Annotated in this window: 12 protein-coding genes; 5 read left to right on the forward strand and 7 right to left on the reverse strand. The window is 57.7% G+C overall.

The window, feature by feature from the left end; genetic code table 11:
• The 3 genes from M0974_RS15615 to M0974_RS15625 form a co-directional block, all read right to left on the reverse strand.
• Positions 1-1,245, reverse strand: a 1,245-nt coding sequence (locus M0974_RS15615; RefSeq protein ID WP_297838427.1) for an MFS transporter, incomplete at its 3' end; no start/stop codon positions are given.
• Between the two features lie 26 nt (positions 1,246-1,271).
• Complete coding sequence (locus tag M0974_RS15620) at positions 1,272-2,153, reverse strand: polysaccharide deacetylase (RefSeq protein ID WP_297838430.1); 882 nt, start codon at positions 2,151-2,153, stop codon at positions 1,272-1,274.
• Between the two features lie 84 nt (positions 2,154-2,237).
• Positions 2,238-3,611 (reverse strand): amidase, encoded by a 1,374-nt coding sequence (locus M0974_RS15625; protein WP_297838432.1) that lies wholly within the window; start codon positions 3,609-3,611, stop codon positions 2,238-2,240.
• Positions 3,612-4,085: 474 nt separating this feature from the next.
• On the opposite strand from M0974_RS15625, the gene M0974_RS15630 reads away from it, so the two are divergent.
• Entirely contained in the window at positions 4,086-5,087 is a 1,002-nt protein-coding gene (locus M0974_RS15630) for a GntR family transcriptional regulator (protein ID WP_297838435.1), read from the forward strand.
• 15 nt (positions 5,088-5,102) lie between these two features.
• Here the strand turns inward: M0974_RS15630 and M0974_RS15635 are convergent, their stop codons facing one another.
• Genes M0974_RS15635 through M0974_RS15650 form a run of 4 tightly spaced genes read right to left on the reverse strand, consistent with a single transcriptional unit; the run spans position 5,103 to position 9,437 of the window.
• Entirely contained in the window at positions 5,103-5,522 is a 420-nt protein-coding gene (locus M0974_RS15635) for a group 1 truncated hemoglobin (protein WP_297838438.1), read from the reverse strand.
• Between the two features lies 1 nt (position 5,523).
• A complete protein-coding gene (locus M0974_RS15640; RefSeq protein ID WP_297838459.1) occupies positions 5,524-6,369 on the reverse strand; it encodes a DUF3034 family protein in 846 nt (281 codons plus the stop codon).
• Positions 6,370-6,405: 36 nt separating this feature from the next.
• A complete protein-coding gene (locus M0974_RS15645; protein WP_297838441.1) occupies positions 6,406-8,766 on the reverse strand; it encodes an EAL domain-containing protein in 2,361 nt (786 codons plus the stop codon).
• Positions 8,763-9,437 (reverse strand): methylamine utilization protein, encoded by a 675-nt coding sequence (locus M0974_RS15650; protein WP_297838444.1) that lies wholly within the window; start codon positions 9,435-9,437, stop codon positions 8,763-8,765. Before M0974_RS15650 ends, M0974_RS15645 begins: the two co-directional genes overlap by 4 nt.
• Before the next feature lie 259 nt (positions 9,438-9,696).
• Here M0974_RS15650 and lon point away from each other — a divergent pair, with 259 nt between their 5' ends.
• The 4 genes from lon to cmoB form a co-directional block, all read left to right on the forward strand.
• Entirely contained in the window at positions 9,697-12,114 is a 2,418-nt protein-coding gene (lon, locus tag M0974_RS15655; protein ID WP_297838447.1) for an endopeptidase La, read from the forward strand.
• Between the two features lie 116 nt (positions 12,115-12,230).
• Positions 12,231-12,623, forward strand: a complete 393-nt coding sequence (locus M0974_RS15660) for a protease inhibitor I42 family protein (protein WP_297838450.1) — start codon at positions 12,231-12,233, stop codon at positions 12,621-12,623.
• Between the two features lie 186 nt (positions 12,624-12,809).
• The gene (gene cmoA / locus M0974_RS15665) at positions 12,810-13,553 is read left to right on the forward strand and encodes a carboxy-S-adenosyl-L-methionine synthase CmoA (RefSeq protein ID WP_297838453.1); all 744 of its coding nucleotides are present in this window, start codon (positions 12,810-12,812) and stop codon (positions 13,551-13,553) included.
• The coding region (gene cmoB, locus M0974_RS15670) for a tRNA 5-methoxyuridine(34)/uridine 5-oxyacetic acid(34) synthase CmoB (protein ID WP_297838456.1) at positions 13,550-14,308 on the forward strand (759 nt) is incomplete at its 3' end. The genes cmoA and cmoB, both read left to right, overlap by 4 nt.

A 14,308-nucleotide genomic window follows, 5' to 3' on the forward strand; every position in this document is an offset into this window, starting at 1 on the left:
CCAGTCGCCGCCTGCGCTCAACACCGAGGTCGCGCCAAACCCGGCGACTACGGCACCAATCGGGCCCATGGCGTGGATGATCGCGCCGCCGGTTGCACGAATGCTGGTGGGGAAGCTTTCACTGATGAAGAACAGTGCTGCCGAGTACGGGCCAATCAAAAAGAACAGACCGAGGCTGTACAGGCCAATCACCACGGGCATGTTGCTTGGGCCGTAAAGCATCCCGGCGAACGCCAGACCGCCAAGCATCCAACCCAGGCCGATGACGTTGCGGCGGCCGATCTTGTCGCCCATCCAGCCATGGCTCAAGTAGCCGCAATAACCCACCAGGTTGGACAGCACGAGGATGATCAGCGAGTTCTCGAACGAGATGTGATGCACGCTGACGATCACCGAGGTGCCGAGCACGCTGAACACTTGAATCGCCGCCCAGTTGAGCAGGATTGCAGCGCCGATCACCAATGTGGCGCGCAACGAGGTGCCACGGAAAGCGGCACCAAGGCCGGCGCTGCTGTGTTCTTCGTAGTCGACGCCATAAGTAGTGGCGACCGCCTGAGCCTGAACCGCCTCGCCGCTTTTGCGCAGCTCACCAATACGCTGGTGAATCTGGAACTGCGGGCTCTCCTTGAGCTTGCGCGCCAGGATCGCGATCACGATGGCTGGAATGGCAGCGAAGACAAAGCAGCCCTGCCAGCCAATCACTGGCAGCAGCACTGCCGTCAAACCTGCCGCAAGCAGCGCACCCACTGGCCAACCGCCCTGCACCAGGCTGTAGATGAAACCGCGACGTTTGGTCAATCGAGGGTCGTCGGATGCTGCGTAAACCTCACTAAGGTAAGTTGCGTTCACACCCTCTTCGGCATAACCCAGCCCGCTCAGCGAACGGATCAAAATCAATGCTGCAGTGCCCCACGAGCCGCCAATAGCGGTCAACGCAGAGCAGATCGCCGAACCGCTGACGGTGAAAATAATGCCCATTCGTCGACCGATCTTGTCCACTAACGGACCAATCGCCAAGGCGATAACGGCCGTGCCCACAGCGACCCAGGTAGAAATCCGCGCCTGCTCAGTCTGGTCCCAGCCGAAATGCCGGCCGATTTCAGGCAGCAGCGTGCCGAACAGAATGAAGTCGTAAACAGCAAACACCCACGCAAAAAACGCAATCCAAGTGGCGAACTTCACGTGTGCGGAAGTCAGCTGCTGGGGTTTCCAACCGGTCAGGTCAAGCTTGTTGTAAATGGACATGGGGCACGCCTCGACTAGGACAAATATCAGGAGTTACGAGGATTTCGGCGCACGAAGTCGTCGGCGATTTCATCGAAAGTGACAAACTTCACGCCTTCATGACTCTGGATATGCTCGATCAGACGCTCAAGCATCAACAGCACCTGCGGGCGACCGGAGACGTCCGGGTGGATGGTCATGGTGAACACCGCGTGTTCATGCTCGCGGTACACCCAGTCAAACTGGTCGCGCCACATTTCTTCCAAGTGCCGTGGGTTAACAAAGCCGTGGCTGTTGGGTGCCTTTTTGATGAACATCATCGGCGGCAGGTCGTCGAGGTACCAGTTGGCCGGGATCTCTACCAAGTCAGTTTCCTGACCCCGTACCAGCGGTTTCATCCAGGTGTCAGGGTGTTGGCTGTAGTCAATTTTGGTCCAGCTGTCGCCGACCCGAACGTAGTACGGATGGAAGTCGTTGTGCATCAAACTGTGGTCGTACTTGATGCCTTTTTTCAGCAGCAGTTCGTTGGTGACCTTGCTGAACTCCCACCATGGAGCAACGTAGCCGGTCGGCCGTTTACCGGTCACTTTGGTGATCAGTTCGATGGACTTGTCGAGGACGATTTCTTCCTGTTCTGCGGTCATCGCAATCGGGTTTTCGTGGCTGTAACCGTGAACGCCAACCTCATGACCGGCATCGACCACGGCCTTCATTTGCTCCGGGAAGGTTTCCATCGAGTGGCCGGGAATAAACCAGGTGGTGCGTAACCCGTAGCGCTCGAACAGTTTGAGCAGGCGCGGTGCACCAATCTCCCCGGCAAACAAACCACGGGAGATATCATCCGGTGAATCCTCACCGCCGTATGAGCCCAACCAACCCGCCACAGCATCGACATCGACGCCAAACGCACACAGAATTTCTTTAGCCATTAGTGTTCTCCTGCTCGTTAATCAAACCGGCGGTGTTTCGTCTGATCACTGGCGCCGGGCGCTCCGGTGATCGAAGCTTTTGCGTCAGATCAAAATCGTTTCCACCGCCAACGCAGCGCGTAACAATCGCGCGTCTTCGCCAGCGGGAGCGCTCAGCAGCAGTCCGGTCGGCATTCCCTGCGCGTCGCGGCCGCTGGGCAACGAGACGCCGGGCATGTTCAACAGCGAGCCCGGCATGGTCAGGCGCAGCGTCGCGAGGTTGGTCCGCGCGAATAATTCGTCGTCCGCCAGCAGCGGCATTAACGGCGGCGCGACGTGGGCCACGCTGGGGGTAATCAGCACGGCGCCATCCAGTTCAAGGGTCAGTTGCGCTTGCAGGCTTTCGCGCCCGGCATACAGTTTGAGTAATTGGCTGGCGGGCATATGACGCGCCGCCTCTAGACGTCGACGAACGCGTGGATCAAGAAACTCAGCTTCACCGCTGTCGAGTAAGGCGTGATGCAGCGCAAACGCTTCGGCTGCACCCAGCCAACCGTGCTGCTCGATCAGGGTCATCGCGGCTTGAAAGGCCAGGCATGGGCCAACCACCACATGGGCACCAACGGCACGTAAACCCTCGACTGCGCGCAGTAGATTTAGCCGCACGGCGTCGTCTACACGGGGGTCTTCAAGCACGGTTTGTTCAACCCAAAATCGTTGCCCGGCCAAGCTGCGTGGCAGCACCGGCCTAGGCTTGCTGCGCGAGCAGAGCAGGTCATCGATAACCACGACATCGCGCACGCTGTGGGTTAGCGGGCCGATGCTGTCCAAGGTGTGGGCCAGGGGAAATACGCCGTCACGGCTGTAACGGCGCGAACTGCTGCGAAACCCCACCAATCCGTTGAAGGCGGCGGGAATACGGATCGAACCGGCCGTGTCGGTGCCCATGGCGATCGGCACGATGCCTGCTGCCACCGCCACTGCCGAACCTGCCGATGAGCCACCGGGAATGCGCGGCTGGTCTAGCCCGTGGGGATTGTGCGGTGTGCCGAAATGCGGGTTGAGGCCCAACCCGGAATAGGCAAATTCACTGAGGTTGGTCTTGCCGACATTAACCATCCCGGCGCGGGTCAGCAGGCTGACGCTGGGCGCATCCACCAAGGCCGGGGACAAACCGCGGCGCACCGAGGCACCGGCGGTGGTGATGCTGCCGGCGACCTCAAACAGGTCTTTCCAGGCCAGCGGAACACCGTCGAAGGCACTCAGTGGCTGGCCCGCTTTCCAGCGTGCCGCCGACGCCTCGGCTTCACGACGGGCGCGGTCGACGTTGAGCGAGATGAATACATGATCGACCAACGCCGTGCGCCGTAACACGCGGTCGAGCGCCTGCACCGGGTCATTACGACCGTGTGCAAAATCCTCAGCCATTGCGGTGGCATCAGGGGCAAGGTTTCGAGTGTCGGCATACAGTGCGGTCATTGCTCAACCTTAAAACGTACTAATTAATAATATGTACATTTTAAGGAGGCAGATTTCGTGCCAGAGTAAAACTGTTGGTCGTTATCCACTTCGGAAGAACTGGCGGTAGCACCCGCACTTTATTGATCTAGAGCCTTAAAATTCTCGGGAAAATCAGCCAGACGGCGTGATCATGAAAGAGCAACTAGAAGATTAAACTAATAATGTATATTTAATAAAAGGTACATTTAGGTGCAGAAAGGTAACGCCTACGCAAAAAGGCCCCACAAACGAGCACGCACACGTAGCCCCCGGTGACACCCGCACATGTGTGCGAGAATTGTCGCGGCCGATAGCGCGGTTCAGCTGAGATACCGCGCTGCTGCGTTCGCGAACAAGTTCGCTCCCACCGGATCCGGGTGATCTACAGGTCTGTGTAGGAGCTGCCGAAGGCTGCGATAGCGATCTTGCAACCTTCACCCATCAGAGAAGTGTATGAAATCGATGTCAGCCGAGGACTCACGTACTGCGTCGCGCTACGCCATGATTCGTCAGGTGTTGCGTGACGCCATCGTCAATGGCGCCGCCGCTCACGGATTAGTCTTGCTTGAAGCGCCGCTGGCCGAATTGTTCGGCACCAGCCGCGTCCCCGTGCGCAAAGCACTCGACCTGCTGCACGAAGAAGGCCTGATCAGCCGCTTCGATGGTCGAGGCTATCTGGTCAATCCCGAAGGGATCGCAGTAGAGCCACTGCGCCTGATCCTGAGCCGTACCCAGTTCGGTTTGGACAGCAGCGAAGAGCTGGTGGATACCCGCCCCCTCGGCGAACGGATTTTTGAAGAAATAGGCGTGGCGCTATCGACCTGTATCGCTTTCGGTCATTTTCGCTTGGATGAGCAAAGCGCTGCAGAACATTACGGTGTCAGCCGAGCCGTCGTGCGCGAAGCGCTGATGCGCCTGCGTGATCGCGGGCTGGTGGAAAAAGAACCCTACTCCCAGTGGCTCGCCGGGCCGTTGACCGCTCGCGAAGTGACCGAGGATTACGAGCTGCGCGCCTGCCTGGAACCTGAGGCCTTGCGCCAGACAGCACCCGGCCTGAGCCGGGAAACCCTGGAAGCCATGCTCGCCCGAGTGATTGCCGCGCAGAACAACCCTGACAGCACACTGACAGACATCGAACACATCGAAGAAGACTTGCACCACCATTGCCTGGCCGGTTTGCAAAACCGCAAAATCGCCACGCTGATTCGTCAGGGCCAAAGCCCGATGATCATCAGCCGCATTTTCTACAATGTGTTGGGGATTGGCGCCGACGAAGCCATGCTCGCGGAACATCGGCTGATCCTGGAATTGTTGCTGCATGGCGCGTTTGACGCAGCCGCGCTTAACCTGAAAGAACACCTGCACCGCGCCCGGCAGCGGATGTTGCAACGGCTGAAGGTGCTCTCGGTGCTACCGGAACAAGAGCTGCCGAGTTACCTGACCAAGCTGAGTTGAACCGGGCGTATTTCATCACTTATCAATCACATCGCCGCGCATCGGCGCCAATTTGGCGATCAAGCGATTTTGCGTGGGCACCGGAATCTTTTGAGCATCCATTGCATCAATAAGGTCTTCGACCAGCGCATTGAAATCGCTGTGCGTCAGGTGCTGCCCTTTGTGCGACTCCGCCATGCTGTCACCGGTGTAACGACACGGGCCACCGGTTTCGACGCAGAACTGCTCAACCAACTTATCCCGCGAACGAACCACATGGCTGCTCTTGAAGTGTCCCGAGATGCGCTTGTCTCTAGCGATGTTCAGCAACATGCCTTCGACGATGCGTTGAAGCCCTGCGCGCTGGCCCAAGGCGACGTAAAGGTCGTCATTGTGAGCCGGCGTTTGCGCGCACCCAGCCAGTACAACGATTAACGTCCATAACAACGGGCGCATATTAAAAACTGCCCTGCACGGAAAGGTACGTACCGTTCTGGTTGCCAAGCGTGGCAATCTCGCCGAGCCGCGCGTATGCCAGCACAAACGACAGGTGTTTGTTGGGGAAGTAGCCAAGGAACAGATCTTTCCAGTCACTTTCACCGGAGAACGATAGGTTGTCGGGCTTCTCGCGGTACTCCATGCCCAGCGCCCAGCGTGGGTTGAATAACACTGCGATCGAGCCTTCCTTGAGTACGCTACGGGTGTCGCCTCGGTCGCCGCCGAAGCCGAACAAACCCAGTTCGTTGGCGCGGCTGTAGCGCACACCACCGTTGAGCAGCAGGTTGTAGCCAAACGCCGCGCCCATGAACAAACGGCTGGCGGTCAAGTAGCCTTCGGTATCCGAATCGCGCTTGGCGCCTACGAGACTGGGGATAAGAAAATCATCCTGATGCTTGTATTGCAGGCCGAGCGACACCTGTGGCAAATGATCGTAGATCACATCACCGAACAAGCGCACTTTCACCCCGAAGATATCCTGGCTCAGACTGTCTTGCGGGAGGTGCAGTTTGCTCACCAGCGATCCCAAGTCCAGACGCTGGCGGGCGTAAGACACTTCTACTCGGTTGTCGAACGCAGCAGCCAACCCCACCACGTCCAGGGCGTAATCCGGCAAATCGACATGGGTAGCAAACACACTGCTGCCCCACTCACCCATCTCGCCGTAGCCGGCCAATACCGCCCATGGCGTGATCCCTCCCCCGGCCGCACCCTCGATACTGCTAGCACCGCCGGTGGCGATCAACCGGCCCTGATCGGCTTCAGCGGTGTTAGCACACACTCCCGACAGGAGCACCCCAGACAAAAAACCCAACGAAAAACGCAACCGGCATGGCATAAGTCAGTGACCCATCAGACAGGTTGAGGCTAAAGGTTTCGCGATCCACGCTTCAAACGCAGCGGCGGCTAAGGGGCGACTAATCAAATAACCCTGTGCGGTGTCGCATTGCCAACGTTCGAGCAAGCGCAAACTGCGTTCATACTCGACGCCTTCTGCAATTACCTTCAGCCCGAGGTTGTGGCTCATTTCGATGGTCGAGCGAACAATCACCGCGTCCTCGCTGGTTTCGTCCAGATCACGCACGAATGACTGATCGATTTTCAACTCTTGCACCGGCAGCCGCTTAAGGTGTGCCAGTGACGAGTAACCGGTACCAAAATCATCCACTGACAGGCTGATGCCGCACTCACGCAAGCGGTGCAACACTTTCAGCGCATGCTCGGGTTCACGCATGACGGCGCTTTCGGTAATTTCGAAAATCAATTGGTCGGCGGGCACTTGGTATTGCTTGAGCAGGGACTGCACACGCCCGACCAGCTCAGCGCCCAACAAATCGTCCGCAGATATGTTGAGGGAAATTTCTACCTGTAAACCGCGTCCTGCCCATTGAGCCCACTGCCGCATAACTTCTTCGATAACCCAATGCGTCAGCAATTGAATGCTGCCAGTGCGTTCGGCGAGGGCAATAAACTCCAAGGGGGAGACCAGGCCAAACTGCGGATGCTGCCAGCGCAACAACGCTTCGGCCTGGCGTACGCGGCCCTGACGGATGTCCAGTTTGGGTTGGTAATGCAGCACTAGCTCATTGTTGGCTGCTGCGTGCCGCAGGTCTCGAATCAAGCTGATCTGGCGTTGGTGCGCCAAGTCGCGACCCTGTTGATAAATCTGCAAACGACCCGGCATTAGCGCCGCATCCTGGCGAGCAATGGCAGCGCGACTGAGCAGTTCCTGCGGCGCGTCACCATCGTTAGGGTACGCCGCGATTCCAACGCAACATTCCAACGACACGTCGTGACTGCCAATCCGTTGCGGCTTGAGTAACAGCTGCTGCAGTTTGTCGGCCACGGCAACGGCGCCGTCGCTGCCAGTGCCTTCCAGCAACAACAAGAACTCATTGGCCGTCAACCGTGCCACGGTATCGCCAGGACGCATAGTTGCCTGTACACGTGCGCCGACCTCTTGGAGCATATGGTCAACGCCTTCAGCACCCACGCTTTCATTGATCGCGCGGAAGTTAGCAATGTCCAGGTACAGCAACGCCACCGGACGCTCGGCGGCGATTGCACTGCTCAGGCGCTCCATCGCCAATGCGCGATTTGGCAGACCGGTTAGAGCGTCGTGCAACGCGTTATGCGCCAACTGCTGTTCGCGATCGGCAATCCCACTTTGCATTGAGTTAAAGGCGCTGGCCAACCGGCCCAATTCATCGCTGCGTTTGAGCACCACAGGCGTTTGATAATCGCCGTCACCGATACGCTCGGCGGCCTTCGCCAAGGCGCGCACCGGCAGCGAAACGTTGCGTGCCAATAGCAGCGCACCGATCAGCGAGGCCAGCAACGCACCGAGGGCAATCCAGATAATTTTTTCGTCAAGCGAAGCAAACGCCTGCATAGCCTTATCGACTGGGCTTTGCAGCAACGCGATGACTTGTCCGTCGGCAGCATCCCCGGAATTACTAAGTGTTAGCGACTGGCTGAGGAAGCGTTGATTCAAGTGTTCAGTCAGGTGCATGTGGCGCCCCTGAGACGTGTCACGCATCAAGTTGCTAAGGCTGGGGTAAAACGAACCGGGTTGGGTACTGACCATCTGCCCCGACTGCTCTTGGCTGTCGACGGCGAGGAACGAGACCTCCAAGCCGCTGAGGGAACGCAGTTCCTGAGCAAAATCACTGTCAATCGCAAATCCCATAACCACTCGACCAATGGGCAATGGCGCCAGGACGGTACTTTCCACCAGTAAGTGCGGCTCACCTTCCAGCGGCACAATCAGCACTGATTGATTGGCGCGCCGAGCGTTGCGTAGCGCCTTATCAAATCGAAACTCAATGCCGTCGGCGATTTGCGCCACGGTGCTGGCCATAACCTTGCCATCCATGCTCAGAAAAAACATGTCACTGGCGTTAATCCGCGCACCATGATTGCGCAGCACCGAACGAATAGTCGCCGAGTCACCGCTGGCCACCGCACCACGAAAACCGAAGTCTGAAGCGACCAATTGCACGGCATCACGCAACTGCCGACCACGGATATCCAGCAGACGCCCGAACACCCGCGTACCAACTTCCAATTGTTCCTGGGCCTGGATTCGAACCGCGTTGTCGGTAGCAGCCTTAACCGCGAAGTACACGGCGCCCACTACCACCAGTAACAACAGGGTCAATACACAGGCGATGCGCGCTTGGAAACTAATGCGAAGATTCATTTCCCTGTGGCCTTTTTAAATGCGTCGCCAAAGGTACTAGGGGCTGGAGTCATGTCCATCCCCATGCCATTTCCTTCTACGGGCACCGTGAAACGTTGGCGCAATCCTGTGACCGACACTTCAATTTCACCGCCAGCCAACGGTTGCATCTCGGCCGAGCCTGGGTGCCACAACGTTACGCGGTAATGACCAACCGGGAGTTGGTCGAACTTGATGCTGCCATCACTGCCACTGACTGCGAACCACGGGTCTTCGGTGACGTAGACATAGCCAAGCATGGAGTCGTGGATGTTGCAGCCGAGTGCCACCACCCCTGGCTGATCGAACAGCACCGGTAACGATGGCGTGCCTTCGTACAGACGCAGCTCAAAACGCTTGGGCGTCGAGAAGGAGTAAACCTGATGGCGGATGTTGTCGCTATTGGGGAAAGCGACCTGAGTACCTGAATGGACGGCCAGCACACGGGGTGCAAACTGCTGATTGCGCTGATCCATGTCGACTGTCAGGGTGATTGGGAGTTTTCCCGGAGGCCCTTGTAACGTCAACACTGCATGTTCCAGCGGCCGCCCTTGCTGGTCTACAACCTCTGCGTCCAAGGTCGCGGCAGCAGCACTCACTCTGAACATAAACAAAATAACAGCCAAAACAACCGAAGGAGCAGTGCTGAGCATATTGGCATCCAAATCGAGGCGACGACGCGGATGGAGGATCCGCCGACCTTGGCAACGAAATGTAATCTGTACAGATTGACGGTAAGTGATCAAAAACTCACGCATCGAAGCATTTGGCCATCATAGAGTTACAGATACCTATAAAGATATCGGAAACGCTCTCAGCAACCTAAGCGCTGATCAATCAATTTGTGAGTACCATTGAAACCCTCTCTTCTGTGCCCCATCTAAACAGCATGTTCAATTATGCAGGTGCCCCATGAGCGACCAGCAAACCGACTCAGCGACTGTGTCAGATGAAGTTAATGCAGAACACGAAGTAGCCTCTAGTCCAAGCACCAGCCTGGCCTTGCCGGGGCAGAACCTCCCGGACAAGGTGTACATCATCCCGATTCACAACCGTCCGTTCTTCCCGGCCCAAGTATTGCCGGTGATTGTCAACGAAGAGCCTTGGGCCGAAACCCTTGAGCTGGTCAGTAAGTCCGACCATCATTCCCTGGCGCTGTTCTTCATGGACACGCCACCCGATGACACCCGCCATTTCGACACCCACGCTCTGCCCGAATACGGCACGTTGGTGAAGGTGCATCACGCCAGCCGCGAAAACGGCAAGCTGCAATTTGTTGCCCAAGGCCTGAGCCGTGTGCGCATTCGTACCTGGCTGAAACATCATCGTCCACCGTACCTGGTAGAAGTCGAATACCCGCAAACGCCGGCCGAAGCGACTGACGAGGTCAAGGCCTACGGCATGGCGCTGATCAACGCGATCAAAGAGCTGCTGCCGCTGAACCCTCTGTACAGCGAAGAACTGAAAAACTACCTGAACCGCTTTAGCCCGAACGACCCGTCGCCGCTGACCGATTTTGCCGCCGCGTTGACCTCGGCCACCGGCGTTGAACTTCAGGAAGTGCTTGATTGCGTGCCCATGCTCAAACGCATGGAAAAAGTCTTGCCGATGCTGCGCAAGGAAGTCGAAGTCGCGCGTCTGCAAAAAGAAATATCCGCCGAAGTGAACCGCAAGATCGGCGAGCACCAGCGCGAGTTCTTCCTGAAAGAACAGCTCAAGGTCATCCAGCAAGAGCTGGGCCTGAGCAAAGACGATCGCAGCGCCGACATCGAACAGTTTGAACAGCGTCTGGAAGGCAAGACCCTGCCAGCTCAGGCGCGCAAGCGAATCGACGAGGAGATGAGCAAGCTGTCGATCCTTGAAACCGGTTCTCCGGAATACGCCGTTACCCGTAATTACCTGGACTGGGCCAGCTCGGTGCCGTGGGGTGTTTACGGTAAGGACAAGCTCGACCTCAAGCACGCGCGCAAAGTGCTTGATCAGCACCATGCGGGGCTGGACGACATCAAAAGCCGGATCCTTGAGTTCCTTGCGGTGGGTGCTTACAAAGGCGAAATCAGCGGTTCCATCGTATTGTTGGTCGGGCCGCCGGGGGTGGGTAAAACCAGCGTCGGTCGTTCTATTGCTGAATCGTTGGGCAGGCCTTTCTATCGCTTCAGTGTCGGCGGTATGCGCGATGAAGCGGAGATCAAAGGCCACCGTCGCACCTACATCGGCGCGCAACCAGGCAAATTGGTTCAAGCGTTGAAAGATATGGAAGTGATGAACCCGGTGATCATGCTCGACGAGATCGACAAGATGGGCCAAAGCTACCAGGGCGACCCTGCTTCTGCGCTGCTGGAAACCCTCGATCCGGAACAGAACGTGGAGTTTCTCGACCATTACCTGGATTTGCGTCTGGACCTGTCGAAGGTGTTGTTCGTCTGCACCGCCAACACACTGGATTCAATCCCCGGCCCGTTATTGGACCGGATGGAAGTGATCCGCCTGTCGGGTTACATCACCGAAGAAAAACTCGCCATCGCCAAGCGTCACTTGTGGCCCAAGCAATTGAGCAAAGCTGGCGTGTCGAAAAACAGCCTGTCGATTAGCGACAGTGCCCTGCGCCAGGTCATCGACGGATACGCTCGGGAAGCCGGTGTGCGGCAGTTGGAGAAACAGCTGGGTAAGCTGGTGCGAAAGGCGGTGGTCAAGCTCATCGATAACCCGGACTTGGTGATCAAGCTCGGACCGAAAGACCTTGAAGCGTCGCTCGGCACAGTGGTTTTCCGCAACGAGCAGGTGCTGTCGGGTACCGGTGTAATCACCGGACTGGCCTGGACCAGCATGGGCGGCGCGACCTTGCCGATTGAAGCGACCCGCATTCATACGCTGAATCGCGGCTTCAAACTCACCGGGCAATTGGGTGATGTAATGAAGGAGTCTGCGGAAATTGCTTACAGCTACGTGAGCGCCAATCTCGCGCAGTTCGGCGGCGATCCGCGGTTCTTCGATGAAGCGTTCGTGCATTTGCACGTGCCTGAAGGCGCGACGCCCAAAGACGGTCCGAGCGCCGGCGTGACCATGGCCAGTGCCTTGCTGTCGTTGGCGCGCAATCAGGCGCCGAAAAAAGGCGTGGCCATGACCGGAGAGTTGACGCTGACCGGGCATGTGCTGCCGATCGGTGGCGTGCGCGAGAAAGTTATCGCGGCACGCAGGCAGAAGATCCATGAGTTGATCCTGCCTGAACCCAACCGCGGCAACTTCGAAGAGCTGCCGGACTACCTCAAAGAAGGCATCACGGTCCACTTCGCCAAGCGCTTTGCTGATGTGGCGAAGATATTGTTTTAGGCCTTAGGTCCCTCGCCAACAAGTTGGCTCCTACAGAAGATCGCGTTTTTCTGTAGGAGCCAACTTGTTGGCGAAGGGGTTATGCTCTTCGTCGTCTGTACACGACTGGAGCCTCCATGACTGCTGCCCGCCTGCTTGTTCCCCTGAGCCTCGCCTTGCTTGCTGCCTGTGCGCAACAACCAAGACAAATCGTTGCCCTCGATAAACAAAGCGACTGCCCGCTGAAACTGAAAGCCGGGCAAACCGTGCTGTTAACGCTGCCCAGCACTCCTGAAACTGGCTATCGGTGGTCGGTGCAAAATCCCGCGTCCGGTGTTTTACGCAGCTTGGGCCCGGAGGTTTACAGCAACCCGGAAGACGCCGGCATTGTCGGCAGTGCCGGGCAATCGGTTTGGCGTTATCAAGCGGCGAATGCCGGGACCGGGCGCCTGCTAATGGTCTATCAGCAGCCTTGGGCGCCGGAAGTCGCGCCGGTGAAAACCTTTGATTGTGCGGTGACGGTTAATTGATCGAGGCAGATCTGAAACCGCGCCAAATCCTTCCCGAATGAATTCGGTCCCACAGGGGTGTGGATATATCTGTGGGAACGAATTCATTCGCGAATGGCTTGATGCGGTCCGTATGACGGGACGCGTCGCAAGTTCAGGCTAATTTCGTTAAAATGCCGGCCTTTTCGCCCTCCCGCTGGAATCGCCGTGAGCAAAGAACCCGACCGCATTTTCGCCCAGCCATTGGCCCAAGTGCCAGACTTCGCCTTCAACGAAGACGTGGTGCGCGTATTTCCGGACATGATCAAGCGTTCAGTGCCCGGCTATCCGACCATCGTCGAGAACCTTGGCGTGCTTGCGGCGCAATTCGCTCAGCCCAATAGCGTGCTGTATGACTTGGGCAGTTCTCTCGGCGCGGTCACCCAGTCGTTGCGCCGCCATGTGCGCAGTGAAGGTTGTCGCGTGATCGCTGTGGATAACTCTGCGGCGATGGTCGAGCGCTGCCGTGAATACCTCAAGGCGCAAGACTCGATGTTTCAGGAGTTGCTACCGGTCGAGGTGGTAGAAGGCGATATTCTCGCTCTTCAGTTCCAGCCCGCTTCGGTAGTGGCGCTGAACTTTACCCTGCAATTCATCGCCCCCGAGCAGCGCCTGGCCCTGCTTGGCAGGGTGCGCCAGGCATTGGTGCCGGGCGGTGCGCTGATCCTTTCGGAAAAACTGCGCTTTAACGATGAACAGGAACACGCCCTGCTCACTGACTTGCACATCGCGTTCAAACGCGCCAACGGCTACAGCGAACTGGAAATTTCCCAGAAGCGCAGCGCCATTGAAAACGTCATGAAGCCCGACAGCCTTGAAGAACATCGGGATCGCCTGCTGGCAGCCGGGTTCTCCAAAGTTGTGCCGTGGTTCCAATGCCTTAACTTTGCCTCGTTGATTGCCCTGCCATGATTGATCTCGCTCCACTGGTCCGCCGTTTGGCGGGCACTCCGTTGGCTGAATGGGCCAACGGCCTGCAAGCGCAACTTGATGCCAAGATGACTAAAAGCCATGGCGACCTGGAGCGCTGGGAAAGCGCGCTGGATGCGCTGCCAGCGCTGATACCCACACGCGTTGATCTGGCCGAAAGTTTCACCCTCGACAACGACTGCGACGCCGATACCCGGGCGCAACTGCGTACAGCATTGATGGGGCTGTCGCCGTGGCGCAAAGGCCCGTTCGATGTATTCGGTGTGCACATCGACACCGAATGGCGCTCGGACTGGAAATGGTCACGGGTGTCACCGCACCTGGATCTAAAAGGCAAACGGGTGCTGGATGTCGGTTGCGGCAATGGCTATTACCAGTGGCGCATGTTGGGTGCCGGCGCCGACAGCGTGATTGGGGTTGATCCGAACTGGCTATTCTTCTGTCAGTTCCAGGCCATGCAGCGGTTTTTGCCCGACCTGCCCGCGTGGCACCTGCCGTTTACCCTGGAAGACCTGCCCGCCAACCTCGAAGGCTTCGACACGGTGTTTTCCATGGGTGTGCTGTATCACCGGCGCTCACCGATCGACCATCTGTTGGCGCTGAAAGACTGCCTAGTCAAAGGTGGCGAGTTGGTGCTGGAGACGTTGGTGGTGGAAGGCGATGTGCAACAAGTGCTGGTGCCTGAGGACCGTTATGCGCAAATGCGTAACGTCTGGTTCCTGCCTTCGGTACCGGCG

Source organism: Pseudomonas sp., assembly GCF_026224925.1.
Classification (GTDB): Bacteria; Pseudomonadota; Gammaproteobacteria; order Pseudomonadales; family Pseudomonadaceae; genus Aquipseudomonas.

Excerpts from the sequence above, each read along its gene's own strand:
- M0974_RS15650 (WP_297838444.1), bottom strand. The coding sequence starts at position 9,437 with ATGCTCAGCACTGCTCCTTCGGTTGTTTTGGCTGTTATTTTGTTTATG.
- M0974_RS15635 (WP_297838438.1), bottom strand. The coding sequence starts at position 5,522 with ATGCGCCCGTTGTTATGGACGTTAATCGTTGTACTGGCTGGGTGCGCG.
- M0974_RS15620 (WP_297838430.1), bottom strand. The coding sequence starts at position 2,153 with ATGGCTAAAGAAATTCTGTGTGCGTTTGGCGTCGATGTCGATGCTGTG.
- M0974_RS15630 (WP_297838435.1), top strand. The coding sequence starts at position 4,086 with ATGAAATCGATGTCAGCCGAGGACTCACGTACTGCGTCGCGCTACGCC.
- M0974_RS15645 (WP_297838441.1), bottom strand. The coding sequence starts at position 8,766 with ATGAATCTTCGCATTAGTTTCCAAGCGCGCATCGCCTGTGTATTGACC.
- M0974_RS15625 (WP_297838432.1), bottom strand. The coding sequence starts at position 3,611 with ATGACCGCACTGTATGCCGACACTCGAAACCTTGCCCCTGATGCCACC.
- M0974_RS15660 (WP_297838450.1), top strand. The coding sequence starts at position 12,231 with ATGACTGCTGCCCGCCTGCTTGTTCCCCTGAGCCTCGCCTTGCTTGCT.
- lon (WP_297838447.1), top strand. The coding sequence starts at position 9,697 with ATGAGCGACCAGCAAACCGACTCAGCGACTGTGTCAGATGAAGTTAAT.